29 protein-coding genes, 4 pseudogenes and 1 other annotated feature are annotated in these 25,885 nt (G+C 63.8%); of the genes and pseudogenes, 14 read left to right on the forward strand and 19 right to left on the reverse strand.

What is annotated here, in order from left to right; all coding sequences use genetic code 11:
* Positions 1 to 2: 2 nt before the first annotated feature.
* From IIE29_RS15710 to IIE29_RS15720, 3 genes are read left to right on the forward strand one after another with little or no spacing between them, the layout of a single operon-like run.
* Positions 3 to 245: a hypothetical protein gene (locus IIE29_RS15710; protein WP_209326244.1), complete on the forward strand. Its 243-nt coding sequence runs from the start codon at positions 3 to 5 to the stop codon at positions 243 to 245.
* Positions 242 to 541: a hypothetical protein gene (locus IIE29_RS15715; RefSeq protein ID WP_209326245.1), complete on the forward strand. Its 300-nt coding sequence runs from the start codon at positions 242 to 244 to the stop codon at positions 539 to 541. Before IIE29_RS15710 ends, IIE29_RS15715 begins: the two co-directional genes overlap by 4 nt.
* 50 nt (positions 542 to 591) lie before the next feature.
* Complete coding sequence (locus IIE29_RS15720; RefSeq protein WP_173051620.1) at positions 592 to 843, forward strand: glutaredoxin domain-containing protein; 252 nt, start codon at positions 592 to 594, stop codon at positions 841 to 843.
* A gap of 139 nt (positions 844 to 982) precedes the next feature.
* Here IIE29_RS15720 and IIE29_RS15725 read toward each other — a convergent pair whose 3' ends face one another.
* The 5 genes from IIE29_RS15725 to IIE29_RS15745 form a co-directional block, all read right to left on the reverse strand.
* Positions 983 to 1,300 carry a hypothetical protein gene (locus IIE29_RS15725; protein ID WP_209326246.1) on the reverse strand — a complete coding sequence of 106 codons (318 nt, stop codon included), beginning with the start codon at positions 1,298 to 1,300 and terminating at the stop codon, positions 983 to 985.
* A gap of 218 nt (positions 1,301 to 1,518) precedes the next feature.
* Positions 1,519 to 1,896 carry a hypothetical protein gene (locus tag IIE29_RS15730; protein WP_209326247.1) on the reverse strand — a complete coding sequence of 126 codons (378 nt, stop codon included), beginning with the start codon at positions 1,894 to 1,896 and terminating at the stop codon, positions 1,519 to 1,521.
* 469 nt (positions 1,897 to 2,365) lie between these two features.
* Positions 2,366 to 2,632 (reverse strand): hypothetical protein, encoded by a 267-nt coding sequence (locus tag IIE29_RS15735; RefSeq protein WP_209326248.1) that lies wholly within the window; start codon positions 2,630 to 2,632, stop codon positions 2,366 to 2,368.
* 20 nt (positions 2,633 to 2,652) lie between these two features.
* Positions 2,653 to 3,738, reverse strand: a complete 1,086-nt coding sequence (locus IIE29_RS15740) for a hypothetical protein (RefSeq protein WP_137827028.1) — start codon at positions 3,736 to 3,738, stop codon at positions 2,653 to 2,655.
* 139 nt (positions 3,739 to 3,877) lie between these two features.
* Positions 3,878 to 4,252, reverse strand: coding sequence for a DUF3846 domain-containing protein (locus IIE29_RS15745; RefSeq protein WP_209326249.1), 375 nt, complete (start codon positions 4,250 to 4,252; stop codon positions 3,878 to 3,880).
* A 722-nt stretch (positions 4,253 to 4,974) separates the two neighbouring features.
* Here IIE29_RS15745 and IIE29_RS15750 point away from each other — a divergent pair.
* Positions 4,975 to 6,238 (forward strand): annotated as a pseudogene (locus IIE29_RS15750) (IS3 family transposase).
* Positions 5,259 to 5,387 (forward strand) — a sequence feature (AL1L pseudoknot). (Overlaps the previous pseudogene by 129 nt.)
* On the opposite strand, the pseudogene IIE29_RS15755 reads toward IIE29_RS15750, so the two are convergent.
* Positions 6,192 to 6,731: pseudogene (locus IIE29_RS15755) on the reverse strand (ClbS/DfsB family four-helix bundle protein). The pseudogenes IIE29_RS15750 and IIE29_RS15755 overlap by 47 nt on opposite strands.
* A 261-nt stretch (positions 6,732 to 6,992) precedes the next feature.
* Here IIE29_RS15755 and IIE29_RS17185 point away from each other — a divergent pair.
* From IIE29_RS17185 to IIE29_RS17190, 5 genes and pseudogenes are all read left to right on the forward strand, one after another.
* Positions 6,993 to 7,760 (forward strand): VOC family protein, encoded by a 768-nt coding sequence (locus IIE29_RS17185; RefSeq protein ID WP_343071935.1) that lies wholly within the window; start codon positions 6,993 to 6,995, stop codon positions 7,758 to 7,760.
* Positions 7,753 to 8,349: an SRPBCC domain-containing protein gene (locus IIE29_RS15770; RefSeq protein ID WP_209326250.1), complete on the forward strand. Its 597-nt coding sequence runs from the start codon at positions 7,753 to 7,755 to the stop codon at positions 8,347 to 8,349. The genes IIE29_RS17185 and IIE29_RS15770 overlap by 8 nt, the downstream gene beginning before the upstream one ends.
* Before the next feature lie 15 nt (positions 8,350 to 8,364).
* Positions 8,365 to 9,801, forward strand: a complete 1,437-nt coding sequence (locus tag IIE29_RS15775) for an MFS transporter (protein WP_209326251.1) — start codon at positions 8,365 to 8,367, stop codon at positions 9,799 to 9,801.
* The gene (locus IIE29_RS15780) at positions 9,798 to 10,169 is read left to right on the forward strand and encodes an ArsR/SmtB family transcription factor (protein WP_209326252.1); all 372 of its coding nucleotides are present in this window, start codon (positions 9,798 to 9,800) and stop codon (positions 10,167 to 10,169) included. Before IIE29_RS15775 ends, IIE29_RS15780 begins: the two co-directional genes overlap by 4 nt.
* 117 nt (positions 10,170 to 10,286) lie before the next feature.
* Positions 10,287 to 10,876: pseudogene (locus IIE29_RS17190) on the forward strand (AraC family transcriptional regulator); the annotation flags it as partial.
* A 532-nt stretch (positions 10,877 to 11,408) separates the two neighbouring features.
* On the opposite strand, the gene IIE29_RS15790 reads toward IIE29_RS17190, so the two are convergent.
* Positions 11,409 to 12,332 carry a phosphotransferase gene (locus IIE29_RS15790; RefSeq protein WP_209326253.1) on the reverse strand — a complete coding sequence of 308 codons (924 nt, stop codon included), beginning with the start codon at positions 12,330 to 12,332 and terminating at the stop codon, positions 11,409 to 11,411.
* A 420-nt stretch (positions 12,333 to 12,752) separates the two neighbouring features.
* On the opposite strand from IIE29_RS15790, the gene IIE29_RS16955 reads away from it, so the two are divergent.
* Positions 12,753 to 13,043 carry a hypothetical protein gene (locus IIE29_RS16955; protein WP_209326272.1) on the forward strand — a complete coding sequence of 97 codons (291 nt, stop codon included), beginning with the start codon at positions 12,753 to 12,755 and terminating at the stop codon, positions 13,041 to 13,043.
* A gap of 28 nt (positions 13,044 to 13,071) precedes the next feature.
* Here the strand turns inward: IIE29_RS16955 and IIE29_RS15800 are convergent, their stop codons facing one another.
* The 6 genes from IIE29_RS15800 to IIE29_RS17270 all read right to left on the reverse strand — a co-directional run bounded on the left by IIE29_RS15800 (position 13,072) and on the right by IIE29_RS17270 (position 17,269).
* On the reverse strand, positions 13,072 to 14,028 hold the full coding sequence (locus tag IIE29_RS15800; protein ID WP_209326254.1) for a hypothetical protein: 957 nt from the start codon (positions 14,026 to 14,028) through the stop codon (positions 13,072 to 13,074).
* Entirely contained in the window at positions 14,025 to 14,591 is a 567-nt protein-coding gene (locus IIE29_RS15805; protein ID WP_209326255.1) for a hypothetical protein, read from the reverse strand. Before IIE29_RS15805 ends, IIE29_RS15800 begins: the two co-directional genes overlap by 4 nt.
* Positions 14,588 to 15,229 (reverse strand): hypothetical protein, encoded by a 642-nt coding sequence (locus tag IIE29_RS15810; RefSeq protein ID WP_209326256.1) that lies wholly within the window; start codon positions 15,227 to 15,229, stop codon positions 14,588 to 14,590. Before IIE29_RS15810 ends, IIE29_RS15805 begins: the two co-directional genes overlap by 4 nt.
* Positions 15,230 to 15,255: 26 nt before the next feature.
* Entirely contained in the window at positions 15,256 to 15,894 is a 639-nt protein-coding gene (locus IIE29_RS15815) for a LysE family translocator (protein WP_209326257.1), read from the reverse strand.
* The gene (locus IIE29_RS17075) at positions 15,895 to 16,431 is read right to left on the reverse strand and encodes a MarR family winged helix-turn-helix transcriptional regulator (protein WP_343071938.1); all 537 of its coding nucleotides are present in this window, start codon (positions 16,429 to 16,431) and stop codon (positions 15,895 to 15,897) included.
* 508 nt (positions 16,432 to 16,939) lie between these two features.
* Complete coding sequence (locus IIE29_RS17270; RefSeq protein WP_209326271.1) at positions 16,940 to 17,269, reverse strand: LysR family transcriptional regulator substrate-binding protein; 330 nt, start codon at positions 17,267 to 17,269, stop codon at positions 16,940 to 16,942.
* 327 nt (positions 17,270 to 17,596) lie between these two features.
* On the opposite strand from IIE29_RS17270, the gene IIE29_RS15830 reads away from it, so the two are divergent.
* The gene (locus IIE29_RS15830; RefSeq protein ID WP_209326258.1) at positions 17,597 to 18,109 is read left to right on the forward strand and encodes a GNAT family N-acetyltransferase; all 513 of its coding nucleotides are present in this window, start codon (positions 17,597 to 17,599) and stop codon (positions 18,107 to 18,109) included.
* A gap of 150 nt (positions 18,110 to 18,259) precedes the next feature.
* On the opposite strand, the pseudogene IIE29_RS15835 reads toward IIE29_RS15830, so the two are convergent.
* The 4 genes and pseudogenes from IIE29_RS15835 to IIE29_RS15850 all read right to left on the reverse strand — a co-directional run bounded on the left by IIE29_RS15835 (position 18,260) and on the right by IIE29_RS15850 (position 22,288).
* Positions 18,260 to 19,257: pseudogene (locus IIE29_RS15835) on the reverse strand (IS481 family transposase).
* The gene (locus IIE29_RS15840; protein ID WP_209326259.1) at positions 19,254 to 20,618 is read right to left on the reverse strand and encodes an MFS transporter; all 1,365 of its coding nucleotides are present in this window, start codon (positions 20,616 to 20,618) and stop codon (positions 19,254 to 19,256) included. The pseudogene IIE29_RS15835 and the gene IIE29_RS15840 overlap by 4 nt, the downstream one beginning before the upstream one ends.
* The gene (locus IIE29_RS15845; RefSeq protein WP_209326260.1) at positions 20,615 to 21,178 is read right to left on the reverse strand and encodes a TetR/AcrR family transcriptional regulator; all 564 of its coding nucleotides are present in this window, start codon (positions 21,176 to 21,178) and stop codon (positions 20,615 to 20,617) included. The genes IIE29_RS15840 and IIE29_RS15845 overlap by 4 nt, the downstream gene beginning before the upstream one ends.
* A 276-nt stretch (positions 21,179 to 21,454) precedes the next feature.
* Positions 21,455 to 22,288 (reverse strand): helix-turn-helix transcriptional regulator, encoded by an 834-nt coding sequence (locus IIE29_RS15850; RefSeq protein WP_209326261.1) that lies wholly within the window; start codon positions 22,286 to 22,288, stop codon positions 21,455 to 21,457.
* 112 nt (positions 22,289 to 22,400) lie between these two features.
* On the opposite strand from IIE29_RS15850, the gene IIE29_RS15855 reads away from it, so the two are divergent.
* From IIE29_RS15855 to IIE29_RS15865, 3 genes are read left to right on the forward strand one after another with little or no spacing between them, the layout of a single operon-like run.
* On the forward strand, positions 22,401 to 22,703 hold the full coding sequence (locus IIE29_RS15855; protein WP_209326262.1) for a putative quinol monooxygenase: 303 nt from the start codon (positions 22,401 to 22,403) through the stop codon (positions 22,701 to 22,703).
* Between the two features lie 29 nt (positions 22,704 to 22,732).
* Complete coding sequence (locus IIE29_RS15860; RefSeq protein WP_209326263.1) at positions 22,733 to 23,065, forward strand: putative quinol monooxygenase; 333 nt, start codon at positions 22,733 to 22,735, stop codon at positions 23,063 to 23,065.
* Complete coding sequence (locus IIE29_RS15865) at positions 23,066 to 23,353, forward strand: putative quinol monooxygenase (RefSeq protein ID WP_209326264.1); 288 nt, start codon at positions 23,066 to 23,068, stop codon at positions 23,351 to 23,353.
* A 350-nt stretch (positions 23,354 to 23,703) separates the two neighbouring features.
* Here the strand turns inward: IIE29_RS15865 and IIE29_RS15870 are convergent, their stop codons facing one another.
* Complete coding sequence (locus IIE29_RS15870) at positions 23,704 to 24,555, reverse strand: GmrSD restriction endonuclease domain-containing protein (RefSeq protein ID WP_209326265.1); 852 nt, start codon at positions 24,553 to 24,555, stop codon at positions 23,704 to 23,706.
* A gap of 173 nt (positions 24,556 to 24,728) precedes the next feature.
* Positions 24,729 to 25,256: a hypothetical protein gene (locus IIE29_RS15875; RefSeq protein ID WP_209326266.1), complete on the reverse strand. Its 528-nt coding sequence runs from the start codon at positions 25,254 to 25,256 to the stop codon at positions 24,729 to 24,731.
* Positions 25,257 to 25,885 lie beyond the last annotated feature (629 nt).

A 25,885-nucleotide genomic window follows, 5' to 3' on the forward strand; every position in this document is an offset into this window, starting at 1 on the left:
TGATGAACACAGGGGGACATACCATCAGCGCTGAGTTGGAGCGGATCATCGATGCCTGGCTTCTCATGGAGCTCAGGCACGAAGGCCAGGTCGACGTCGACGACACGATATCGATTGAGATCTCCGAGTCCTGCGCTGCCGAGATAGCCCAACACCCATTGGCGTACTACCTGGAATCCCTCCCGCGGTTTGGGCCGGAGGTCGGGATCGAAGTCTCTGTCAACACAGGAATGGACCAATCATGAACCGGAGCAAAGAAGAAGAGCAGATCATCACCATTCTGTTGCTCGCCTGCGGTGGCATCGGGTCTATCGTGCTTGGCGTCGCCGTGCCGGCGTTTCGTCAGGCACTCGTCGACTTCCACATTCTCGCGGCAGAGGGCGTCATTGTGCCCTTGTTCGGAGATGACATCGGCCTTGACTGGGCACGAATCATCATCGGAGGGGCAGTTGTTCTCCTCGTCATCGGGTTGCTCATTCTCAATGCGGTGGTGAGGCTGCGCCGCCGGCGCCGGCTGATGCGTATCACGGATGCCTTGTGAGCGGGCCGCCCACCGAATCCGAATCAGCAATCAAACAAGGGGGACATACCATGACAAGTCATCCGACCGTGTACACCAGCGATGAATGCAACAAGTGCACTCGAACTAAAGGCGAGTTCGAGCGGCGAGGAGTGGCCATCACCGAGATCAATGTCAAGGAGACGCCAGGTGCCGTGCCAGCGTTGAAAGCGATGGGGTTTGGAGAACTGCCGGTTGTCGTCACAGACGATGACCGCTGGTCCGGGCACCGGCTCGACAAGATTCTCATGTACATTCGGCACCGGACCCGTGATGGCGTGTGAACGCTACGATCGCTATCTCGAGGGGACGAGCCTTGAGCGAGCTGCGCAGTGGTTGACAGATCAAGGCATTGAAATTCCGTCCACGTCGTAGAGATCGCCGAGATCATCGACGGTCAGTTCGATGGGGGCCTGCACTGGTTCATTGCCAGTCAGTTCTCTTCGGCAGCAGATCCGTCCGGAAAACGACCTCAGCATTGAGGATCCACTCTTTGATGCTCTGGCGAGTCCACAAAGGGCTGCGCCCGACCTGGTCGACAGGATCTGGGAACTGATCTCGTTGCCGGTGTGTGCGCAGGCGCTCAGTGGGGATGCTGAGAGCTTCGGCGATTTGCCCGCCGGTCATCAGATCGGAGCCTGCTCCGGAGAAGATCCCGGCGTAGCGCCACTTGCGGTGGGCCCTCCTCCATTTCACGAGGTCGTCCTCGTCCCAGTAGAACTGCTGCGAGGTGACGCGCATGGGATTGGGGAAGGGGACAGGGGAGTGGCGAGTCCACACTGCTTGGAGCCGGAGAAAAGTCGATCGAGAGATCCGCAGGAGATCACAGGCCTCGAGCGTGGTGAGCATCCGGTGGGTCAATTCGGCAACTCCATGTCGCGTGGTCGGCAGAGATTCTGCATACCGGACGTGAACTCGGCCGGTTCAGACTAGTGTGTCATGAGCCGGTGAAACATAGATTAGTTGTCGATGAGGGTGGCGAGCCAGGGGAGAGCTGCTTCGGCAGATTCGTGCACCGGCCGTGTCTTCCAGTCGTAGGCCGGCGAGCAGTTGGCGACGATCGTCTGCAGCGCTGTGTGCATCCGCAGAGCGGCCTCAGAGTGGATGGGTGTCTGACGAAGAAATGGGTCGGACTCCCAGATCCAGAGATCGGGGAGTCCTCCCATCGTTCCAGTTGCATCGCACCACGCTGAGTAATTGGCATCGAGGAGCTCCCGGATGATCTCCTCGGCACGGTCTTCGAAAGAGCCCACACGTGTCGATCGCATCGTCTCGTAGTGGGCGATGCCGGTGACACCGTCAAAGAGGATGCGTGGTGGGAGAATCTCGACAGACATGGTGCGGTCCCTACCGATTCATGAGGCTCCTTGGTGCAGCCATCATGTCATTTCTGAGTTGCTACCGCAGGCGGGCGATAGGTGCTCTCGAAAGGAAACCTGCACTGTGAGCAGAACCGACCGGTAGCCTCACTATGGTCTCCGCAGCGGGGACAGGACATGATCGAGCCGCTAATCGCGATGTAGTTCTCTCTCATCGCCTGAGGAGTTCCCCAGGCCGCAGCTTCGATTGCGTCGCAGACACCTGCTTCGGCCTGGCTCTGAGGCCGATAGGTGATCTCGGAGTGGACGAGTCTATTGATCGTCGACGTGCTGGTGCCGAGCTCTGCCGCGAGTTGTCTTTGGAGCCCTCCCTCGGCCGCACGCTCTTGAACGTATCGAGCTGCCAAGCGTTGCTTCACGTGCTGAGCAAAGTCGACTACTCGTTTGGCAGAGGCGAGAGGGTGCTCAGTGACATGTTCGGTGTCCATCACACCTCCTCAGGATTCGGCTCGATCGTGAGGCGCCGTGTCGGGCCGTTGTATTCACGAGACAGCTGACGGAGCCAGGCCTCGGGGTGAGAGTCGTGGGTGACGGGTCCGCCGGCCTCCCGGTCAACGAACTTGAGATCCATGAGCCACTCGGGATCTCCCTGGATTTCGCCGATGGCTCCGTCCTCGGCGAAGGAGAAGGCGCCCATGGTTTCCCACTCTCCGGTGGCCTGCAGCTTGCGTTCGATGGTGACGATCTTGTTCATGGCTGGTTCTCCTGTTCTGTTCAGAATCTACCGTTGGTGGGAATGGGGGGAAGCTTTTTCAGCTCGATCATGCAGTCGATGTGTGTGAGCCGGTCGAGTATTCGGTCTGGGTGGACGATTCCGCGGAGGAAGTCGAGGTTGGTGGATCGGAGGCGTTTGAGGTCCTCGATGTGAGCTTCAGTGAGCGAGCTGTCGTTGGTGAACTTCTCGCCTTGTTGGTAGATCCTCCAGACTGAAAAGTTGTGGGCATATTCGCCGATCCTGGTGAAGCCGTAGCCGTGATCGATGAGCGTGATTCCGAGGTGCTCGGGGGTTCGCCGGTAGACGAGTGTGTTACCGGGATGCCTGTCCCGCTGGCCGGTGATTGCGTCGAATACAGCTGCGTCGTGAACCTGATGAGGGTCGAGTTGGTTGCGATCGGTGAATGGGCTGAAGTCTTCCCCAGGGTACTTCTTCGACAGAGTCCCCAGCTCGCCGTTGACTTCCCTGAGTACCGTGGGCGGAACCATGTCGGTGTACCTGGTCCCCAGTTGCTGTGCTACTTTCCACGTGGCGACTTCGTGCTGTGCTTGCATGGAGTACTCGTGGCCGAGTGAAATCTCGTTGTCGATTTCCTGTCCGGCGAGAGGTTTGAAGAATCCTTCGCCTCCGTCTGCGAATTCGACCCGGATGGTTTCGTTGACTCCTTGGCTGTGGTCTGTGGAATCGACGATTTTCGCTGTCAGTAGTCGCCGCTCCTCAGGTCCTTTCCCTGACTTGCCTTGTATCGACAGCGCCGTAGCGATGGCCGCTCGTGTCTGAGGGTAGTTGTGGCTGTACGGCGTCCAGCGAGGACCCTGAGGTGGGGTATCGGGCTTCTGAGGGTTGGTGTGTGCTGGTTGGGCGATCCAGGTGGGAGCGCCGGCGTCCTGGGCCCATTGCTTGGCTCTGCCTGGGGGAAGCTTTTGAACGAAATCGCGGACCGCGGGATCCTTGACGTTCTCTTCATCGTTGGCCCAGCTCCGCAGTGCCTTCTGTACCCCGCGGTTCTGGCGTCGACGCCAGTTGTGTCGGTTTAGGGCAGAGGGGCTGTTGCACCCCGGGCAGCGGCGATTGGTGTCACACATATGTTCTCCTCTCCTACGCATGTAAGCGGTGGAGAGTGCCGGGGTCTGACACAGGCGGAGAGATTCTTTGATGGAGTCATGGCAGTGGAGGGGAAGGGCAACGATGCTGTGAGTGCTGCACATTGCTCTTCCTTCCCGGTCAAAGGTTGGCGTTGAGGTAAGTCTCGAGCTTGCTGGCGATGGCGCGCGCAGCTGCCTCGGAGATGGATGAGAGTTCTTCCCCGCTGCCGGTGATCAGGAGCGGACCGTACAGCACGTGCTGGTAGGCGAAGTACTCGGTGGCGCTGGTTCCACAGACCTCCTTGAGGGCGATGGTGCCGAGCACGTTGGCTTCCTGGTTGAATGCCCCCTCGTCGTCGACCCACACATCGATGGATTCGGCGGTGGCCGTGAGCGTGAAGACAACGCAGTCGATGTAGTCGCAGCCGAGGTCACGAGGGATACAGTCGTCGCTGCCAATGGTCACTGCTTGGTGGGTTCCGTCGGTGTCGATGCGAAGTGCGGTGTGATTCATAGTAGCTCCTATAACGTGTTTAACGTAGACAAATATATCGACACATATATTCCCTGGCAAGCGAAGATGGGGGACATACCGCAAATTTGATGGCGGTATGTCCCCTGAGATCTCTGCTCGGTCACTGCTGCAGAGAGGAATCTTCTAGGAGCGGGCTATTCACGCTTAGGTCCGGCCGGTCCTGCCATCGGGTATGTCCGGGAAGGTGTCGATGGGCGATTGCGCGGATCTGTGGCGCCTGCAACACGTGATGGGTCAGGATCGCGTCCGGGAGGTCGTGGAAGAGGGCCTGGTGGGTTTTCAGGGCAGTGCGAGCTCGGCTGCTGGCCTCCCTGATAAGTGAGTCGATGCTGAGTGGTCCGACATCCCCTTGGAGGATCCGGTCGATCTCCGGTCTCCGCTGATCGTCTCGGGAACTCGCGGATTCCCTTGTTCTTACAGGGAACCGGGCGGTTCGCTTAGTCCGAGTGTAGCCGGTTGGTGGCGAGTCGTGGCGGGTGATTTAGGTGGGTTGCTGATGGGTCGGGCTTCGGACTCGCGCCAAGGGAAAGGTCACGGGTTCGAGCGGGATCCGGATGGAGTGGCGGATCGCTGAGAATCCGCATTTTTCGCGGTTCTCATGGGGTCAATCTCCGGAGGCGCACCGGCTGGTGAAGAGTCTTCGGAGGGGTGAATCGCCCCGGGTCTGGTGGAGGGTCTGATTCCCCGAGAGGATGATGACTATGCCAGCACCGAGGAAGTATCCGCCGGAGCTTCGTGAGCGTGCGATGCGGCTTGTTGCCGAGGCCCGGAAGGAAGATCCGGAGCTGTCGCTGAACGCGGCGGTGGTCCGGATCGGGCAGCGTGTGGGAGTGAACTCTGACACGCTGCGAGGCTGGTGCAAGCAGGCCGCGATCGACGCGGGCGAACGCCCCGGCACTACGACGAACGACGCGCAGCGGATCAAGCAGCTCGAGGCCGAGGTGCGTGAGCTGAAGCGCGCCAATGAGATCCTGTTGGCGGCTTCCTCATTCTTCGCGCGGGAGCTCGACCCGCGACTGCCGTGGTAGTTCAGTTCATCGACGATCATCGTGACCGGTTCGGGGTCGAGCCGATCTGCCGCGTGCTCACAGAGCACGGGGTGAAGATCGCTCCGTCCGGTTACTACGCGTTCAAGAAGCGCCCGGCGTTCGCGCGAGCGGTCGCGGATGCCGAGCTGGTCGTGCAGATCGAGCGGGTGTTCTGGGACCGCAAGCTCGGCCGCGGCATCAGCGGCGCCCGGAAGGTCTGGCATCTGCTGCGCCGTGAGGGCATCGTGGTGGCCAGGTGCACGGCGTGCGTCTCATGCGACAGCAGGGACTGCGCGGTATCCGCCGCGGCAAGCAGTTCGTCACCACGCGTCCTGACTCCTCGTCGACCCGGGCGCCGGATCACGTGCAGCGCTGCTTCCGCGCGGACCGGCCGAACGAGCTCTGGGTGGTCGACTTCACCTATGTTCCGACGTGGTCGGGGATGGCGTTCACCGCCTTCGTCACCGACGTCTACTCCCGCCGGATCGTCGGGTGGCGGAGCATGGACCGGATGCCGACCGGCCTGCCGCTGGATGCGCTGGAGATGGCGCTCTGGATCCGCGACCGAGCCGGTGAGGACGTCACCGGCGTCATCCAGCATTCGGACGCCGGATCGCGATACACCGCGCTGCGCTACTCCGAGCGCCTCGCGGACGTCGGCGCCATCGCCTCGATCGGAACCGTCGGAGACAGCTACGACAACGCCCTCGCCGAGACCGTCGTGGGGCTCTACAAGACCGAGTGCGTCAAGATCGACGGCCCGTTCCGCACAGTCGACGAACTCGAGCTCGCCGCCCTCTCCTGGGTGCACTGGTTCAACGAGAACCGGCTGCACTCCTCGATCGGATACCTCACCCCGATCGAGAAGGAGAACGAGTACTACCGTGAGATTAACCCCCAGCGTCAGCCGGCGCTGGGAGAACTCGCCCTCCACTAAACCCGGGGCGATTCAAGGCGCCGCGCGCGTTAGTGTAGGGCGATGAGGTGTTGAAGGAGATCATGCGACCCATCGTCCACTTTCCGTACCAGCGCTGACCGTACAGTTCGGCATCGGATTAGCCCTGGATCAGATCCACAATGACATCCTTCGCGTCACGCAACTGCGCGCGCAGCTCGTCCCAGGTTTCCGTCTCGTGTTCGGCGTAGTAGCGCTGTGCGAGCAAGCCGAGTTCGTTCCACTTGATACCGGGTGCGGGCAGCTCGTCGGGAAGCCCCTCTTCTCGACGCCGATGCCACGTGAGAACCTGCTGGTTCCAGCCAATGAGGTACGCGAGCAGGTCTGCCGGGCTCATCATCGTGTTCTTGACGTGCCCATCGAGAACCAGCTCGCGCGCGGCGACCGGAGGCACTCTGTCGAGGTCTCGTTCGAGCTGCGCATAGGTCTTGTCGATCGCTGCCAGCAGGTCAGCCTTCGTCGCGGGAACAGCCATCAGAGCCTCGGTTCTATGCAGGCGGAGCTGCCACAACCGCACTTCAGATCTCACCCCGATCCTATCGAGCACAGCGATGAGCACTCTCAGTGCCAGACGTGTGGAGGGAAGGACAGGCTCCTGGCGAGGGTGAGTCGAGAGCAGCGAAGGCAGTCAACGACCGGGATCGGATCGCGTGATCACAGGGCTCAGACAAGTCCGCTTATGCAAGTAGCGACTTGCGCTTGACATGCAAGCCACTACCTGCCTAACGTTGATGGTGTGACGGATGTATTCAAGGCACTCTCGGACCCGACTCGGCAGGCGATCGTCGATGAGTTGCGCGAGCGGGATGGGCAGTCGCTGTTCGAGCTGTATGCCCGGCTCGCGACCAACCACGGGCTGACGTCCTCGCGTCAGGCCGTCTCCCAGCATCTGGACGTGCTGGAGGCCGTTGGCCTGGTAACGACCGAGCGCAAGGGTAGGTACAAGATGCTGTTCCTCAACACAGCGCCGCTGGCCCCGATCGTCGAGAGCTGGCTGGCCGAGAGCACTGAACCTTCGCCTTCCCGAGCTACCACCGCCCCTGCTGCCGGGTCAGTGAAGCGGGCGGGCATGAGGGTCACGTGGGTCAGCGTGTTCGTCGACGACCAGGAACATGCGCTGCGGTTCTACACCGACGTGCTGGGCTTTGTCACCAAGCACGACGTTCCGGTCGGTGAGGACCGCTGGATCACCGTGGTCTCACCCCTAGACCCGAACGGCGTCGAACTCGTCCTCGAACCCACCAGTCCTCCGGCGCGGCAGTTCCGGGATGCACTGACGGCCGAAGGCACGCCTTTCAACTCCTTCGCCGTCGACGATGTCAACGTCGAGTACCAGAGACTTCAGGGCATTGGTGTCCATTTCACTCAGCCCCCCACCGTCATGGGTGAAACCACCACTGCGGTGTTCGACGACACCTGCGGAAACCTGATCCAGATTCACCACCATGTCGACCAGCCGGTCGGCGAACCAGGCCATCACGAAAAGGAGAATAACAATGACTGACCTCGCACCCCAGGACGCGAGCATCCCTCTCGTGGAGCGCAGCGTCACGAACCGTGAATTCGTGGACGGCCCTGCCCACGCCGTCGTGCTCCGTCGCCGTTTCGACGCATCGATCCAGGACGTATGGGCCGCCGTCACGACGCCCAATCGAATTGACCGCTTCTTCCTTCCCATCAGCGGCGACTTCCGCGAGGGTGGACACTACGCCTTCGAGGGCCAGGCCAGCGGGGAGATTCTCGCCTGTGACGCGCCCAACCTGCTCCGGTTGGAGTGGATTCCACCGGACTGCACGGAGGCCGATCTGGTCGAGGTCCGACTGTCCGCAGACGGGGACGACGCAACGTGGCTTGAACTGGAGCACGCCTCCATCGCTGACGTCTTCCACACCGACCTGTCCGGCGACAAGATCAGTCCTGCGATCAGCTGGGAAGGCCCATTGCACTTCCTCGGCGAGTACCTGCGCGGCGTTCTTCCGGACCGGCCGAGCATGGAGTGGTACGTCTTCGATGAAGCCGAGGAAGTCCGACTCGCCAAACTCCGCGCCGCCGAGTGGGTCAAGGCAGAGGCGCAGTACGCCGAGTCCCGCTGAAGCAGAGCATCCCTCATGAGTGAGTCTCCCCCTTCACCCGGAGGCGCCGCAGAGTCGGCGCCTCCGGCGTCCTCGGAGAGTGTCCAGGTGCCGCCGAACGGATTCCGCATTTTCGTGCAGGTTCTCGTCAACACGGCTGTCGCCAACGTGACGACGAGCTTTCTCTGGTTCGCGCTGACGTTCTGGATTTACGCCGAGAGCCGCAACTTGATCGCCACTGGTGTGATCGGTGCCTCGTACATGCTGTTCGTCTCGCTGTTCAGCATGTTCTTCGGCACTATGGTCGACCGTTTCCGTAAGAAGTCCGTGATGGTGTGGACCACCCTCGCCACGCTCGTTGTCTTCATCCTCGACGCCGGGTTCTTCTTCGCCATCGGCGAGGACGGCGTGGCGGACCTGACCCTGCCGTGGTTCTGGATCTTCGCGGTCGTTATGCTCGCCGGTGCAGTGGTCGAGCAACTGCGCAACATCGCGCTCTCCACCACCGTTACCCTGCTGGTCCCGGATGAGCGCCACGCGAACGCCAACGGACTCGTCGGTGCCGTGCAGGGACTCGCGATGCTCGTGACCAGCGTGCTCAGTGGCCTCTCCGTCGGCTTCCTCGGCATGGGATGGACGCTCATCATCGGCCTGGTGGCCCTCGCGCTCACGCTGCTCCACCTGCTCGGGCTTCGCATCCCGGAACGAAACATCATCCACGCCGAGCAACAAGTGAAGTGGGTTGACATCAGAGGCGGATGGCTCGCCGTCCTCGCCGTGCCCGGTCTGCTCGCGCTGGTGCTGTTCACCACGCTCAACAACCTGTTTGGCGGAGTCTCGATGGCCCTGATGGACCCCTATGGCATCGACCTGTTCGGTGTGCAGGCCTGGGGCATCTGGTTCGCTGTCGCCTCCACGGGCCTGTTCGTCGGCGGCGGGCTTATCGCTGCAAAGGGCCTCAGTAAGAACCCGATCCGAACGATGTTGCTCGTCGTCGCTGTTATCGGTGTGATCGGGATGCTCTTCACGATCCGCGAGTGGGGCTGGCTCTTCATCGCTGGCATCTGGCTGACGATGGCTCTCATGCCCGCCGTCGAGGCGGCAGAGCAAACGGTCATTCAGAAGGTCGTTCCTTACGAGAAGCAGGGGCGTGTGTTCGGGTTCGCGAACACCTTCGAGGCTGCGGCGGCGCCGATCACCGCGTTGCTGATCGCGCCCATCGCCGAGCTCTGGACCATCCCGCATCTGCGCACCGAGGCAGGGCAACGGGAATGGGAATGGCTACTCGGCGCGGGAGATTCGCGTGGCATCGCGCTCATCCTCGTGTTCGCAGGTTTCGGGCTTGTGCTGCTCGCCGTCGCCGCGCTGCTCACCCCGCAATACCGCTTCCTCTCTCGGCAATACGCGAACGCGGAGCCGAAGAATGACGAAGCAAGAACTGAGCCGAGTACGGCCTTGCGGACCGATGGATGAGAACCGGGATCGCGTGCAGAACCCGTGGACCGGGGCGACCAAACCCGCTCCAGGGTGCCAAGAAGGTGCCGCATGAGCTTCGATACAGGACAGGACGTGCGTTCCGGGCGCTCGGTGAGCCACGCCGTCGAGCCATTCTCGAACTGCTGTCGGCAGATGAACTCCCAGCCGGAGAAGTCAGTAGGCGGTTCACGGAGGTGAGCGCCCCGGCAGTCTCTCAACACCTCGGAGTGCTCAAAGATGCGGGACTTCTCATCGAACATCGCGACGGCACTCGTCGGCTGTACAGAACAAGTACAAGCGCGCTGGAACTGCTCTGCACCTATCTGAACGACCTGCATGCATCAAGCCGGCGCGTTCGCCGATAGGTTGGGGCTGTAAGTGCTGAGCTCGAGTTCGACATGGAAGCGGAGTGGTCGCCCGAACGGAGCTACTTCCAACCGTTGATAGCACGTACTAGGACGGTGCATCGTCCGTTGGGGCCGGTGGCCTATGACTGCGTGAAAGTGATCGTCGTCCGCGACGGCTCCGCGATCCTGTTCAGCGAGCTCGGGCAGGAGCCGGTCAAGTCCGGTGACGTGATCCTGCTCGGTGCAAACGTGCTGTGCGGGTCCGAGCCTGAGGGCCACATCACCGTGACCACGGTCTACCTCGATACGGACTACGTGCTCGATCAGGTGCGGTGGCAGTACGCCGGGTTTCTCGAAGACCGGCTTGCTGCCCAGGGGTTCGCGGACACGATCTATTCCGAGCCCGCGCAGATTCTCCGGGTCGGGGAGGATCGTGCCGGGATGCTCATGCCGTGGTTGGACGAACTGGTGGCGCTCAGCATCGAGGGGAACTTCGTGCGCCACTGCTACCGGATGCAAGCGCTGTGTGGTTTCAGATCACTTACGTGATCGCCCCGTTCATCAAGGTCTCGCCTGTGCGCATCTCGCCCTCGCAGCGTGCGCATATCCGGCCCACGCTCCCGCGTGATCGCCGGTTCGCGCCGCTGCGGGTCGAGGCGCGCCGGGCTGCCGCACTGCTGCGAGAGAGCCCAGCACGGCGGTGGACGCTGGACGATCTCGCCGCCGGGGGGCTTCCACGGGTTTGACGTGTTCGCGCCAGACTCCGAGGTTGCGAACCGAGCAGTCACGACGAGGAACAACTGGATTGCACTGGTCCTGAGCTCTTAGGGCGTGTCAGGACCTCGTCCCCGGGGGAAGCCAGACGTTCTGACTGTCCGCATCGCGTTGGACTGTCGCCTCCAGGTAGGTTCGTAGCGCGATAAGGCCAGGATGCGGGTTCGCCTTGAGCCATAAGAGCGAGTAGGGGTATGTCCAGTCCGGTACCACCCTCGACGATCCGAAGCGATTCAAGTTCGACGCGGACGAGTTCTATCTGAAATCGGCCGCCCAGATGCGCGACCTGTTCCGCGACTATCCGGAAGCCTGCGACAACACCCTGCTCATCGCTCGCCAAGGGCGTGATGATCGGCGCGGTCAAGGGCTGACCGGCTGCCGCATCCTCGGGTCGGTCGTGCGCCGCTGCAAACGTCGACGCCGTGATCACCGGTCGGCCGATCGGGCCGTTTCCGGAGCGCAGCGTCTGCGTTTGCAGCGGTCTCAGGGGATGTACGTCTCCAGCAACTCCAGGCACCGGTCCAGGCACCGCTCGGCGAAGTCGTGTTCGCCGTCGGCCAGGCTCTCGGTGATCTCGCTGATGCCGGTCAGCAGGTCGTAGCAGAGCACCCGAGCCCGGTAGTCGGGCAATCGGCCGAGCTGCTGATCGGCGTGGTCGGCCTGCGCCCGGACGCAGGTCGACACCGGCGGCCAGAACTCCCAGAACCGGCCGGCGATGTCCTGCAGCGGATCACCGATCCCGGCCGCCTCCCAGTCCAGGATCGCGGTGACCCGATCACCGTCGGCGAGGATGTTGTTGGTCCCCCAGTCGCCGTGCACGAGGCCGCGTTCTACCGGGCAGGCGTCGATCAGCGACCCGACGCGGTCGACCACCGCCGAGATCGCGTGCCGCCTCGCGTCGGTCCAGTCATCCGGCCAGCCCTCGACGCCGGCAAGATCGGCGCGCAGCCGCTCGCGGTGTGAGCGGTACGGTCCGGCCAGGGTGTCCGGGTCCAGCAGCCCGAAGCCGGAGGTCCGGTCGATCACGCCGGTCTGCAGCCGGGTCCAGGCCTCGAAGACGAGCGGGGTGATCCGCTGCACCTGTTCGGTCGTCAGGTCCTGCACGGTCTCCCCCGGCGCCCAGTCCGTCAGGCAGTAGGCGTCGCCGTCCGGCAACTCCCCCATGGCCCGAACCTCGGGGACCGGCAGGAGGTCACCGAACGTCGAGGCGGCCCACGCATCCTTGCGGAACCCGCACAGCCCGGACCCGATCCGCAGGCAGCGGGTGGCTCCGGCGGCGTCCACCCGGAACGCCTGCGTCTCCATCCCTGGTGTGCCCACCGGAGCGATCTCTACCTGCTCACCTGCGAACAACTCGGTGGCCAACGAGGTGATCCGTTCAGCGCTCAGGCCAGGTCTGCGGGACATGGATCCTCCCATCGCTCAGCGGTAGTGGCGCCTGCCTCACCCTACCGACCGAACCGAGGAGCGGCAACGGCATTGCACGGCGACGACACCCCGACGACCAGAGCCTGACTTCTCGGAAACGAATGCCGAGACTACCCGGCACAGGTTTCCGAAAAACTGCCAACGTCGTTTGCGGTCCGATCAAGGGGCTCTCCAGCGTCACTCGTCATGAGCAGGTCGAGTGATCGGCAGTCGCGACGGCTGAGAACCAGCGTCCGAAATCAAAAAGTGGAGGTAGCGCGACAGTGCTCTAACCGTGCCCCGGCTCTACAGTTGGCGGTCTCGTCGCGTCGGGCGATCCGGCGTCGCCGTAGGTCGGCAGGGTCAGGCCCGGCCTTCTCGCGGCCCTTGCCGCGACCAGTTCCGCAGTTGACGGCGGCGATGCTGGATGAGGCAGAGCGCCGCTACAAGGACGGCGAGATCCTGCGCGTGATCGCGGGTGATCTGGGGATGAGCCGTCAGCGTCTCGCTGAGCGGTTGCGGGCGCGAGGTGTGCGGTTGCGCCGTGAGAAGCCGTCATCTGAGCAGGTGCGCGAGATGTGCCTGCGTTACGAGCAGGGCGAGTCCTTGGCGAGGATCGGCGAGAGGCTCGGCTTCAATCCAAGCTCTGTTCGGGTGTACCTGCTCCGCGCGGGGATGGCGCTCCGCGATCCCCACGGCCGCGAACGTTAGGTGGAACGGGCCTCGCCGTTGCCGCCGGTCAGCCTTCGATCACGAGGGTGTCAGTGGTCTCCGCGCCGTCGACGACAGGCAGGAAGCCGTACCTTCCCACGTCGATGTGTTTCGTAAAGCGGATATCGCGCGCATCGGGTCCGAGAGGATCCAGCGGATCAGTGTTCTCCATGACGATAATCTGGCCGTCAAAGTTGGCCTGGATGTCACGGTAAAAGGCCCGCACAACGCCCTCCGGTGGCTCGCCGTCGGCGTCTATTGATTGATCGGGTGGCCGGTAGGTGACGAGGGGCGAGTCGAGCACGACGAATCCAGGGTGCGGCAGCTCCCGGTCAAAGCAATACTGGGCGAGGGCGAGCGTAAAGGCGGCGTGGAGAACTGCGCGTACTCCCTTGCCGTGCGCCGAGCGCCGTTGGTCGCCCGCGATAATGTCGAGTTCGTTTCGGTCATAACGAACAGATGCTGCGGACGGGTAGTCCCATTCGGCGAGGCGCTTGGAAATCTCCGCCGAGAACTCCCGTACGGCGGTGAGGCTCAATCCCGCAACCGCTGTTGCCACCTCCGCTTCAGTCTCGTCAGCGATCCGTCGAATCATATCCTCGAAGGTTTTGACTTGCTCATAGAGACCGAGGTGTTTCTCGATCTCGCTACGCTTCGCGAGAAGTTCCCGGAGGTTCCCCTTCTCTGGGTTCATCCTCGCGTCCAGATTCTCGATGCGCTTCTGTAACGACAAGGCTTCTCGACGAGTCGTCTTGATCGATGTGCGAAGCACCTCGGTTCGCGCATCGAGGCTCTCGATGGTCACGCGAAGATCATCCAGAAGGCCCTGGGTTTTCCGAGTCTCGGATTCGACGGCGGCGCCGAAGCTGGTCGCATCTCCCTCACAATCCAAATTGAGATGCTGACTGGCCGGTTCTGCACCGCAGAAGACAGCCGCCGCTGATCCGGATGAGATATCAGACATCATGGACACGCCCATGCTCATGTGGCTTCTGGTGTCGGGGTGCTGTCGGTGAGCAGGTGCGCGAGCAGCAGTTTGATGACGAGCAGCGGCGCGATCCAGGCCAGCGCGTCCTCCGTCGGCGCGGTGACGACGGTCCACGTGATCAGTGCGGCGGCGCAGGCGAAAGCCACCGGCCGACGGAGCGAGAGCGGCGCCGAGGTGATCAGCAGCGCAGATACGACCAGTCCCAGGTAGAGGACGGCGCTTGCCGACCAGGACTGTGCGGGGAAGAGCACGGCGACGACGAACGGGTGCACGTGCGCGGCGACGAACAGCACGGAGCGCCGTCGCCAGTGGGGGCCGTGATGGAAGCGTCGTGCCGCTGCCCGTGTGGCGTTGACGACGACACCGCCTGCGATGTCGAATCCGAGCACGGCGAGGACGAGCACGTGCGCGGCCCCGTATCCGGAGACGAGTCCGCCCGCTGCCGCAGCCGCAGCCCCTATCAGGGCAGCACTGTATCCGAGCGCGAGCTCCGGCCTCGTCGCGTCCGGCGCGACGAGCAGCGCGTTGACTCGCCCGAGCGCGGAGAGCCTGTCGTTCACGATGCGTGGGGTCCTTCCTCGCGGGTCGCGGGTTCGGTTCTCCGGCGGTTCAACCACTCCTGAAGCTCCGTCTCCGAGCGGACGGCGTCCTGGATGACGGCTTCATAGATCAGGTATCCGGGTACGGGGTCATCGCCTGTGTCACGCGTTCGGGTCACGCGTTTCAAGGTCAGGACGGCTGTGCGGGATTCGTCGGTTACGAGTGGTGCGAAGCGGCGGAGGTGCTCGAGGTCGGGTTGGCGTTCGGGCTCGTCGACGAACCACAGATCGGCCGTCCACAGCTTCTCGCGCGGCGACATGATCTCCAGCCCCAGGTAGTAGCCGTCCGGGTATCGCGGGTCGGTGTTCCATCGGCCGGTGTCGTCCCGGATCACGACCTGCCGCACGTCTTCGTGCGAGGCGAGTTCCGCCCCCAGAGACGTGATGCGCCCGATGGTCTCCTCGTTCAGCGCCACGCACGAGGTGGTGATGTCGATGTCCCGCCGATCGATCACGCCCAGGCCGGCGGCGCCGACCACGACCGGAGCGCCGACGCTCTCCAGCCGGCGCCAAATGCCAAGGCGCTCACACATCGCCCATGCCTCCTGGTCGAGCCGCCTCGCCCGCTCCAGCAGATGCTCCCCCTGGTGATCCGCCACCGCTCTACGCTTTTCGTGCATGCCGGTCAGCTCTTGGCGGGGGCGAGGGCGAGGGTCGCGCCCATGCCGACGAGCATCCCGCCGCCGGTTGCGCGCATCGTCGACAGCCGGCGCGGCGAGGTCGCGAACCACTGACGCGCCGCGGAGGCCACCAGCGCCCAGCACGCATCGCAGGCGAATGCGATCGCCGTGAACACGAGCCCCAGGATCGCCATCTGCACCGCGACGGGCCCGCTCTCCGGGCTGACGAACTGCGGCAGCACCGCCACGAAGAACACGATTGTCTTCGGATTCGTCACACCGATGATGAAGCCCTCCCGCAGCACGCTCCACGACGACGCGCCCTGCCTTGAAGCGGTCATCGCGCCGGTGTCCACGCGCCGATGCCGGATCGCCTGCACTCCCAGATACACGAGATAGCCCGCCCCCAGCAGCTTGACCACCAGGAACACCATCGCGGACTGCGCGACGACGGCACCGAGCCCCACGGACACCAGGAGAACAAGCGGTAGACCGCCGAGCTCGTTCCCGAGCACGCTCAACAACCCACCCCGCCGACCCAGCGCCAGCGACCGCCCGATGACGAACAGCACGCTCGGCCCCGGCACCACGATCAGCACGAACGACATCACGGCGAACGCTACAAGCGCCTGCATATCCGGCATTTACTTCTCCTCTACTTGTCCTCGCCCCGCGCGACGTCTTCGATGCGGCGGGGCTGTCATCTCACGGGCTAGCGTCCCGGGGTCCGCTGCCACTCGCCGAGTGTGTTCTTCTGCATTGTTCGCCATCGCGGACAGGAGCCGTTCGAAGGCGAGGATCTGCTCGGCGTCGAACTCCTCCAGAAGCCGGTGCCCATCCTGCACGAGGGGTCCGTACATCCTCCAGAGGACCTCCTGCCCCTCCGGAGTCAACTCGACCAAGACCTTCCGACGGTCCGCCGGTGCCGGTCCACGACGCACGAAACCGCGACGACACAGACGATCGACCAGCGTGGTCGTCGCCGCTGGCCGCAGCCCAATAGCCTTCGCCAACTCGCCCGAGGACATTGCGCCGTCCGTCAGCCAGTCCAGACACCGCAGCTCGGTCGCCCCAAGACCCAATGTGCGACCGACCGCGTCATCGAAGGCTTGCACCACCCGTTGATACTGCTGAACAGCGACGCCGAACGCCTCCGCAGCCTCTTCTCGCGACGAGCTCACGCCGCCCTCCTTCGGCTGACGAATCTTTCGACGATCATAGTATCGGAGGGCGCTGCATGATGTGAAGAACGTTCGCTTGGTGCGCCGCGTCGTCGGCGAGGCGGACGGACGTCCCGGCGATTCAACTAGACGGACACCGGCTCTGCGCGACTGTCGGGTCATGAGTCTGCTCGTCGGAGTTTCATGGTGCCGAGGCGCGTGCTGATGTCGAATGCGATTAGCAATGTGCTCGCGGCTCTGACCGACCTTCGGAACGAGGCAAGGTAGATCGCCAGTCAACTCCGCTATCTCATCGCATGCCCGGTTCCACAGCTTCGTCCTCGTCCACGGCGCTGTCCCGATCTACGAGCTCTTCGACGCCGGGGACGCTACTCTCAGGCATCACCCACGATGGGTCACCGGGCGACTCATTCCCAGCACCGGCGATCCTGAACGAGGGCGGCGGGCCTCACCTGGCTCTCGTCTTCCCAGTGTGGCCATCGGGGTTGGATCCCCGGTGGGATCCTGATCAGGGCTCAGAACGTCGCCCTCCGTCACTCGGCAATGAGTGCTCGATGGTGCTGAGAAACCGGTCCGTTGCCGGGCTGGGTGGCCGGTTGGCGGCGTACACCATCACAAGTTCGCGACCGATCTCGGGCTCGGTGTTCCCCGTCCGCAGGTGCGGGTGGCCAACCATCGTTTCGGGGGGAACCAGGGCGATCCCGATGCCGTGTTCGACGGCGCTCAGCAGGTCCGCGATGGTGTCGGCTTCGAAGATGCTCCGCCGATGGAGGCCCGCTTCCTCGCACGCGACGTCGATCCGTGCGCGGAGCGCAGAGTCCGAGCGAGGCGCTGGCAGAACTCGTCCCCCTTACGACGAGGCGCCATCTCTCACCGAGACCATGAAGGTCGCTATTAGCCGCCCGCGTGGAGTGCCCGAGCAGCAGAGGAGCCCTCGCGGATGATCAGGCGTTCTGGCAGCACGTCGGTCAGTTGCAGGACCGGCTTGACGCTCAGGATTTTGCCGCGACGACCTATGTGACCGCTCTTCATGACCGTCCCAAGCGATTCGAGAGCATCGTTTGGGACGTCGCTTCGACGCTCCTATAAGACGGCTGCTGCTCGCCGAAACCTTATAGCAGAGACCGCAACGCTCCGTCCAGGTGCATCATGGAAACTCTCAGTTATGAACTCAGATGTGCAAACACGCTTCCATGTCACGGTAGCGAGCGATGCGGACCGGGATGTGCTCGAGCGCCTGTGGGTTATGTTCAGTCACGATCTCTCGCAGTACAACCGCGCGCTACCCGACCACGACGGGCGGTTCCGTCAAGAAAGGCTTGACGCCGCCCTCGGCAGCGAGACAGGTTGGATCGCCCGACTGATCCATCTCGGCGGTTCACCTGTGGGCTTCGCCCTGCTACGAGCACTGGACAACTCGCCCCACGTCATCAACAGCTTCTTCCTCGTCCACGGGGCCCGGCGACGAGGCATTGGAACGCTCACCGTCAAGTGCATTGTGGAGGAGTTTCCTGGACGCTGGTCCGTCGCTTTCCAGGACACCAATGAGCCTGCGGCAGCGTTCTGGCAGCGCGTGTGCAACTCGATCGACCCCGCCGCAATGAAAGAGCATCGTCCAGTGCCAGGTCGCCCCGAGCTCCGACCGGACACGTGGATCGAGTTCACTGTCAGGGGGTGAGCCAGTATCGACCGCGACTCTGCTACAGCACCTCCGGGCAGGAAATCCACCAGACCGGTGCTCCGACCTGGAACCTCGGTGGCGAGGGTGGTACGGACTGCACGCCAGTTCGGGTGTTGACGTCATTCAACCAAGGTCGATCCCTGACTGCTAGCTGTGATCTCTCATGACGTTGTTGACGCGTGACGGTGTAGCGGATGCGGGCGGCTTGCCGTCGTGGGCACCATGGGGCCGGTGGTAGTTGTAGTGCAGGTTCCAGGCCTCGAGTGCTTTTTCGCGCTGCTGTTCTGAGGTCCAGGTCCTGGCGTAGAGGAACTCTTCGGCGAGGATGCGGTTGTACCGCTCGACTTTCCCGTTGTGCTTGGGCATGTACGGTCTCGTCCTCCGGTGCTCCGCGCCGCCCATGGCGGCGGCGAAGGTAGCGGAGCGGTAGCAGGCGCCGTTGTCGGTGATGATCCGCTCGATCTGCACTATCCCGTGCTGGGCGAACCATTCCCGGGCGCGGTTCAGGAATGCGACGGCGGTCGGGCCCTGCTCGTTCTCGAGCGACTCGGTGTATGCCAGACGCGTGTGCCCGTCGATGGCGGAGTGCAGGTAGGCGTAGCCGGCGCGAGCCCCGCGGGTCTTCGCGCGGGCGGCGGCCCGGGCTTCGGGGCTGTTCTTCCCGTGCACCCGCCAGCCGCCGCCGGGGATGCGCCCGACCTTCTTCACATCCAGGTGCACCATGTGCCCAGGGTGCTTGGCGGTGATCGTCTTGGCCCCCGGTTCGTCTCGCCGTTCGGGTCGATGAACCGGCGGCGGTTGAGCCCGAGCTGGGCCAGGTGCCGGGTGACCGTGCGGCGGCTGACCGCAACACCGTCGGCGTGCAGCTCGAACGCGATGCGCGACGCCGACCACTTCTTCTCCCGCCGCATCGACTCGATTCGCGCCACCGTCTCGCCGGGCGTCGCGGTCGGCTGCCGGACCGGAGCGGATGACCGGTCGATCAGCCCGAGCTCGCCGAACTGCTTATAGCGGTTCACCCACTTCGACGCGGTCGCCTGCGAGATGCCCATCTCGGCGGCCACATGCGCGATCGGCCGCGTCCGGCACCGCTCAATCAGGCGCTTGCGGCCCTCCGGTGTGAGAGGGGCGTTCTTGTGCGTCATGCGAGCGCGGCGGTGCGGGGCCGCAGCTCGGTGGCGGCGATCGCGGCGGCGCAACAGGTGATCAGGGCGATCGCGGCGATGAAGCCGGCACGTGAGTCCGCGAGGGCGGCCAGAGCGCCGAGGATCGCGATGCCGACGGACTGGCCGACCTGGCGGGCGGTGTTGTAGATGCCGGAGGCGAGGCCTGCGGAGTCCGCGCCGAGGGAGGTGCTGGCGGTCTTGTTCAGGGCGGTGGAGTAGATGCCGGTGCCGGCACCGATGACGAACTCCGCGATGACGAGCACCCACCACCATTCGGCTGCCGTCGTAGCGAGGAGCAGGAGGGTCCCGGCGGCCGCGGCGGCGGAGCCGACGAGGATCATCTGTCGGGTGCCTCGTCGCAGCAGGTACGGGTTCGCGAACACGCTGGAGGCGACGATGCCGACCGCGAAGGGAGCCAGCAGCAGGCCTCCGGTAAGCGCGGAGACGCCCCAGGCGGCTTGAAGATACAGGGCGAGGAAGAACTGGAGCCCGTAGGCGCCGAATTGGAAGGCGAAGCCTCCGACGGTCGCGCCGGTGAATCCTGGGCTGCGGAAGACGCTCAGCGGCATCATCGGCGCCGGCGAGCGGTGCTCGACCAGGACGAAGATCACGAGCAGGACCACGCCGGCTACGAGGAGCGCCCAGGTGAGCGCCGGGCTCGTGCCGCGGCCGGCCTCGATGAGTCCCGCGACCACCGCAACGAGGCCTGCGGTCCCGATGAGCTGCCCGGCCCAGTCGAAGCGCGGCCGGCTCTGCCTGGTGCGCGGTCGGTCTGCGGCACCAACGAGGGCCGCGGCGGCGATCGCGATCGGCGCGGTGAGCCAGAACACGGCCCGCCAGCCGGCCGTATCGGTCAGCAGCCCGCCGAGGAACGGCCCTGCGGCCATGCCCGCCCCGCCGAAGACCGTCATCAGGTTCACCGCGCTCGAGCGCTGCCCGGGATCGTTGAAGCTCTTGCCGACGAGGGCGAGGACCATCGGCAGCAGCAGCGCGGCGAAGACCCCCTGCGCGGTACGGCACGCGATCAGCAGCCCGATCGACGGGCTCAGCGCGCACGCGACGGATGCCGCGGCGAAGCCGATCGCGCCGATACGGAACAGCCGCTCCGCGCCGACCCGGTCGCCGAGGCTCCCGCCGAGCAGCAGCAGCGAGGCTAGCGGCAGCGTATACGCGTCGACCACCCAAGAGATGCCACTAGCGTGTGCGTTGAGATCCTCCGCGATCCGCGGTAGCGCGAGGTTTAGTGCGCTCCCGTCCAGGGTGATCACAATCCAGCCGAGGTAGATCGCCCAGGCCCGCGCCGACCACGCCGTGCGCGCCGGCGCCAGCAGCGCGGTCACGCGCGCGCTGCTTCAAGCAGAGCCAGCACGCCCTCGACCGCATCGTCGAAGACCGAGGGATTCTTCGCCGCCCGCGCCAGCACATACGCGCCCTGCAAAGCCGCCGCGACCGCCGCGGCCGTCCGGACCGGGTCCAAGTCTGCGCGGAACTCCCCACCGTTGACGCCGGCCGAGATGACCTCGGCGAGCTGCCCGCGAATCCACGCGAACATCTCCTGCACCTCGCTCCGCAACGCGGGAGTGTCAATCACATCCGGGTCCTGCACCAGCCGCCCGAACTGGCAGCCTTTAAGCACTTCGCGCTCCCGCGTCAGGTACGCCCGCACCTGACCGAGTGCGGTACATCCAGAAGCCAGGTCGCCTGTGATCTGGTCCCGCATCTCTTCCGCGTTGCGCTCGATCGCCGCCTGCGCCAGCGCCTCCTTACCGCGGAAGTGGTGGTACATGCTGCCCTTCCCGGCGCCGGCGGCATCCAGGATCTCCCGCGGACTCGTCGCCCCGTACCCGCGCTCCCACAACAGCCCCCGGGTCGCTTCAATCAGATCATCACGCGTACTCACACAAGTACTGTACCTACCTACAGGTACAGAATCAAACGAACGTCAACAACCTCATGACCAGCAACAGCTAGCTGTGATCTCTCATGACGTTGTTGTCACCGACTCCGGCCGCGCCGTCGACGTGAGCCTGCCCTGCCCGAGCGCCTTTCCTGGGATACGGCCGCACTCCTGCAGGCGTCACCGACGAGGGGCGTCATGGTCGAATCGGATTAGAGCCCTATCCGACGAACCCGAATTGGCGCACCCCACGCCAGGCCAGGCCCGGCTACGAGTTCCCTAAGTGCCGACCACGTCGTCACCTTGAGGACGCTGGTGTCGGTGTTCGCCGGTGTAGGTGACGAGTCGCTGGTCGGTGCTGGAGGGCGACAGGAGCGTGTCGTAACGGAGGGGTACGACGCCGTCGGGCATGCGGAATTGCTTGATACCGCTGGACTTCTCACGCACGTGGTGTTGCGCCCACCATCGGGCGAACTCGGGACTGGCGTGGGTGAGGTGAGCGACCAGGTCCTGCACCTCGGGTAGGTCCAGGTATCGCCCGACGGAGGCGCGGAAGTTCGCGACCGTCTCCTCAGCGACAGCCGGCCAGTCGGCGTACCGCTCCTGATAGCTCGAGTAGAGGAACGTGAGCTCGATCAGATTGCGCCGCTCGGCGGGGTAAGTGTCGAGGGGCACGAGCAGGTCGCACAGCGCGTCGTTCCAGGCCAGGAGGTCCCAGCGTCGGCCCAGCAGCATCGCCGGCACGGTGTCGGGAAGTGCGTGCAGGACGCGCAGCAGCGTTGCGTCGGCGCGTTCGTCGGGCGTGCTGTTCAGTGGCGGACGCTCGGCCCGCGCGAGCGCATACAGGTGGTGCCGCTCATCGTCGGACAGTCGCAGCGCCCCCGACAGGGCATCGAGCACCGACGGTGAGGGCCGTTCGGCGCGGCCCTGCTCGAGGCGGATGTACCAGTCGACGCTGACCCCGGCGAGTGACGCGAGCTCCTCGCGACGCAAACCCGGCGTACGGCGTCGTCGGCCCGTCGTGGCCGGCAAGCCCACATCGGACGGAGAGAGCCCGGCGCGACGCCGGGTGAGGAAATCCGCGAGCTCACGCCGCCGATCAAGCGGCCCCACGCCAAGGGTGGTAGCGCTACTCCCAGGATATTTCCGGCTCTTTTGTGGATCGTCGCCGTGCCGAACGCTGGAACCCGTCACCGATTCCTTCCAAGACCAAGGAGTTTCGAGCATGTACCACATCGCAGTCTACTTCGACGTCCCCCAGCGTCACCGCGACGAGTTCATCGCAGCCGCCCTCGAAGACGGACGCAACTCCGCCGCAGACGAGCCGGGCACCCGCCGCTTCGAACTCATCGAGGACGCCGACCGACCCAACCGGTTCTTCCTCAACGAGGCGTACGACGACGCCGAGGCCTTCGACGTACACGCCAAGGGACCGCACTTTGAGCGGTTCTTCTCCCTCATCGAGGACTACGCCCAAGGGCCTACCTGGTTGATCAAGGGCACCCGCATCGACGACCCCGCCGCCTGACCGCCTCGCCTCGCACGACAGGACTCCGCATGACTGCGTTCACGCTCATCGCCAGCTTCGAAGCCAAGCCCGGATTCGAGGCCCGCCTGCAGACCGAACTCTCCGCGATGGTCGAGCCCTCAACAGCCGAACCCGGGTGCCTCGGCTACCGGCCGTACCTCGACCCCAGCGACCCGACGCGGATGATCATCCTCGAGGAGTGGACCAGCCAGGCCTCACTCGACGCGCACTTCCAGACGCCGCACTTCCGGCATGTCGCCGAGGTGCTCGACGAGATCCTCGCTGTACCATTTTCACTGACCCGACTCGTCCGCACCGAGTCGGGTCCTGCCAGAACCGAGCACGAACCCGAGGACCACTGAATGCTGATCATTGCCGGTTACCTCACGGTGGATGCCGCCCACCGTGACGCCTTCGTGGCTGCGCATGCCGACCTCGTACGCCGAGCTCGCCAAACGCCCGGATGCCACGACCTCGCGATCACCGCTGACCCGGTCGACCCCACGCGGGTCAACAACTACGAGCGCTGGGAATCCTGGGAGGACATCCAAGCCTGGCGAGCCATCGCGGATGCCCCGGACACCGGCATCCCCATCGTCGCGGACGACGTCGCCATGTACGACGCATCGGGCGAACGCCCGCCCTTCTAGGCCCCGAGCGAGGGAGTCGCCCGCTCTGATCCGCCCCACGAGGAGTCACGGAGCGGCAGGGTGGACACTCGTCGGCCTCCGGCGTCATCGGGTCGGGTGGAACATGCCAGGCCGTCGAGAGCGCGGCGACGAGGGCCCCAGGAATGTTCCGTCGACGTAAAGAGCGGAGCGATCGGATTGCAGAGGTGAGTGACCCGAATGCCGTTATGCAGCCGATCCCCAGCAGCCAGAGGGGGGGCATACCGTCGAAGAGCGGGTCAATCCATGAGAACAGTTCTTCGAACATTGGAACCTACTCCGCTCAGTTGGTGAATTCAGGAAGCATTGGTCAGTCTCCGGTTCTGGTGCGGCTACCGTTTTGCCCGCTTTTTGAGGGTGAGGTAGGTGAATACGACGATGGCGAGCAGTCCAGCCAGAGCCAGCCAGTAAGGACCGGAGCCGGGAGTGATGGGTACGTTGTGTTCGAGGGCCGCTGAGTTTCGTTCCGCAGTGTTGTCGCACGTGTCGATGGTTCGGAGCATTGTTCGCTGATCAGCGGGATCGACAGGCATGTGGTACTTGTCAGCGATATAGGTAAAGCGAGTGATGTAGGAGCAGACGTAGCTGGGGTTGTCTGGGACAAGCCATTCGGAAGGTCCAGAACTGCCTTTGGAGCTGTTGGATGAGGCGTCTGCCAGGATGAGGTTCTCAGGGTCGTTGTAGAAGGCTTCGCGCTCCTTCTGAGTCTGCCGGTGGCCGATCATGTCGTAGTGATACTCGGCCGGAACGATGTGCTCGACCTCGAGGGCAGGACTCTGCTGGCGAGAGAACTCGATGCTGCGGCCGGTATAGGGATCATGTTCGAGAACTCCGGAGTCGACGGCGCAACGGTCGTTTGCCTTGTACTGGACCTCATCGAGATCTCGGTTGCGGATGTCCTCGCGAGTCGATCCGCAGAACGCTGTGTCGGCAGAGCCGATGTTCGATGACCAACTTCCATACTGTGCTGATCGGTCGTAGGCGCCATTCGAGCGCCTGGGGGATGAGTGGAGGTCTTCAATGGTCGTTCGGACAGCCTCGCGATCAACTTGTCCAATGGCCGCGGGAGACTCTGCCCCGGTGAGGTCGGTCAGGGGTCCGGCCGCGGTGGCAGGGCTTGCCGGTGGGATGACCACGAAGGTCGTGATCAGTAGTGCGGAAATCGCGCGTATCTTGTGATGCATTGTGACCTCTTGCTAAGACTGTTCATGCGTTGTTGCATCTTGCTGGTGCATTGACACCGCCGGACTTGGAGGCGTCTGGATGAGGGGATCCGCGAGGGGGCCGCAGACTCCTATCCACAAGAGGATCAGAGCGCTGATCATGGCGGGGCCTGGAGTACTGAGTCTCGATGTGTTCACCAGCGGCCTCCGGCCTGGACTGAGACAGTCCGCTGGATGTGTTTGAGCTGTGGCGAAGTGAGTTCGGTTTGGTCCGTCAGGATCTTGACTGCCTCGTCGATGGCTACGGGGTTCCGATCCAGGTTGAAGACAAGGAGCCGGCGGGCTTCGCTTTGTAGCTGTGTGCTGCTGTCCTCGATCGGCAGATCATGTGTGGTGATCATGGCTGCTTGTGATGGGTGAATGTAGAACAGGCTGGCGTACTCGGTCAGGAGAAGCTTCTGAGAGAGGTCGGCCACGCTTAGTGGCGCGTGGGTGATGGTCAGGTGCGTGGAGTGCGCATTGAGGAATGCCACCTCAGCTTTCAGGCCGAGGCATGTGGCAGCAACGATCTGTGCTGTGAGCAGTTCGGCTCGGTACTCCGTTGGCACGTCGACACCTCCGTTCCAGACCGTGGCGATCGCCGGTGCGGGGCCGTAGAGGGTCCTTCCTGTGTGGAAGGAGATGTCGAGGGTCCGGGTGGGTGGAAGCGGGGCGATGGTCATCGTTGTCTCCTCTGTTCTTGCTGATATAAGCGCCGTGAACTGGAAGATCTGACGGGCTTTACAAAAATATACTGGCACATATACTAGTCTATGTAAACACCGAAATAGACGCTAAGGTGGCAGGCATGACGGCAGAGAAGGGCGAGCACAACGTTCGGCCGATCTGGATCAACCTGACGAGACTGATCGCCGACAAAGAGCTGGCTATGGTGCGGAGCGCTCATGCATAGCTCTTCGGGCGAGACCCGGCTCCCTGTTAGCCTCCGCCCCCTACGTTCCGTCACAGGGGAGTATCTAGGAGCGATAGAGATCTCCCTGAGCGCTGCAGGCTCCCCTAGAGCAGTCGTCTATACCGCGCATGAGCCGGCCGCAGCCGGAGGCCGGCAACGGGATTTCTCCACGTGGGAAAACGCGGCTTCACACCTGGGGCTGATCGCCAGTTCTATGTAGCACCTAGATCAGGATTTATATAGATCTTGTTTGACTGTCCTTTTTCGATGATCTAAGTATCACGGAAAGGTAACATCCACTTCTTCGCGTTGGAGCCGCGCAGCGGCGATTTCGTGTCCAGCCAGGCTCGCCTGGCTGATCTGGAGAGCGAGCGCAGCGAGTGAACTAATAGGCACGGA

It is taken from the genome of Brevibacterium renqingii (genome assembly GCF_017808095.1).
Classification (GTDB): Bacteria; Actinomycetota; Actinomycetes; order Actinomycetales; family Brevibacteriaceae; genus Brevibacterium; species Brevibacterium renqingii.

Excerpts from the sequence above, each read along its gene's own strand:
- IIE29_RS15715 (WP_209326245.1), top strand. The coding sequence starts at position 242 with ATGAACCGGAGCAAAGAAGAAGAGCAGATCATCACCATTCTGTTGCTC.
- IIE29_RS15710 (WP_209326244.1), top strand. The coding sequence starts at position 3 with ATGAACACAGGGGGACATACCATCAGCGCTGAGTTGGAGCGGATCATC.
- IIE29_RS15730 (WP_209326247.1), bottom strand. The coding sequence starts at position 1,896 with ATGTCTGTCGAGATTCTCCCACCACGCATCCTCTTTGACGGTGTCACC.
- IIE29_RS15720 (WP_173051620.1), top strand. The coding sequence starts at position 592 with ATGACAAGTCATCCGACCGTGTACACCAGCGATGAATGCAACAAGTGC.
- IIE29_RS15780 (WP_209326252.1), top strand. The coding sequence starts at position 9,798 with ATGAGAACCGGGATCGCGTGCAGAACCCGTGGACCGGGGCGACCAAAC.
- IIE29_RS16955 (WP_209326272.1), top strand. The coding sequence starts at position 12,753 with ATGCTGGATGAGGCAGAGCGCCGCTACAAGGACGGCGAGATCCTGCGC.
- IIE29_RS15735 (WP_209326248.1), bottom strand. The coding sequence starts at position 2,632 with ATGAACAAGATCGTCACCATCGAACGCAAGCTGCAGGCCACCGGAGAG.
- IIE29_RS15815 (WP_209326257.1), bottom strand. The coding sequence starts at position 15,894 with ATGCCGGATATGCAGGCGCTTGTAGCGTTCGCCGTGATGTCGTTCGTG.
- IIE29_RS15830 (WP_209326258.1), top strand. The coding sequence starts at position 17,597 with ATGAACTCAGATGTGCAAACACGCTTCCATGTCACGGTAGCGAGCGAT.
- IIE29_RS15860 (WP_209326263.1), top strand. The coding sequence starts at position 22,733 with ATGACTGCGTTCACGCTCATCGCCAGCTTCGAAGCCAAGCCCGGATTC.
- IIE29_RS15790 (WP_209326253.1), bottom strand. The coding sequence starts at position 12,332 with ATGTCCCGCAGACCTGGCCTGAGCGCTGAACGGATCACCTCGTTGGCC.
- IIE29_RS15855 (WP_209326262.1), top strand. The coding sequence starts at position 22,401 with ATGTACCACATCGCAGTCTACTTCGACGTCCCCCAGCGTCACCGCGAC.
- IIE29_RS15800 (WP_209326254.1), bottom strand. The coding sequence starts at position 14,028 with ATGAGCATGGGCGTGTCCATGATGTCTGATATCTCATCCGGATCAGCG.
- IIE29_RS15775 (WP_209326251.1), top strand. The coding sequence starts at position 8,365 with ATGAGTGAGTCTCCCCCTTCACCCGGAGGCGCCGCAGAGTCGGCGCCT.
- IIE29_RS15875 (WP_209326266.1), bottom strand. The coding sequence starts at position 25,256 with ATGACCATCGCCCCGCTTCCACCCACCCGGACCCTCGACATCTCCTTC.
- IIE29_RS15870 (WP_209326265.1), bottom strand. The coding sequence starts at position 24,555 with ATGCATCACAAGATACGCGCGATTTCCGCACTACTGATCACGACCTTC.
- IIE29_RS15745 (WP_209326249.1), bottom strand. The coding sequence starts at position 4,252 with ATGAATCACACCGCACTTCGCATCGACACCGACGGAACCCACCAAGCA.
- IIE29_RS15770 (WP_209326250.1), top strand. The coding sequence starts at position 7,753 with ATGACTGACCTCGCACCCCAGGACGCGAGCATCCCTCTCGTGGAGCGC.
- IIE29_RS15725 (WP_209326246.1), bottom strand. The coding sequence starts at position 1,300 with ATGCGCGTCACCTCGCAGCAGTTCTACTGGGACGAGGACGACCTCGTG.
- IIE29_RS15865 (WP_209326264.1), top strand. The coding sequence starts at position 23,066 with ATGCTGATCATTGCCGGTTACCTCACGGTGGATGCCGCCCACCGTGAC.
- IIE29_RS15740 (WP_137827028.1), bottom strand. The coding sequence starts at position 3,738 with ATGTGTGACACCAATCGCCGCTGCCCGGGGTGCAACAGCCCCTCTGCC.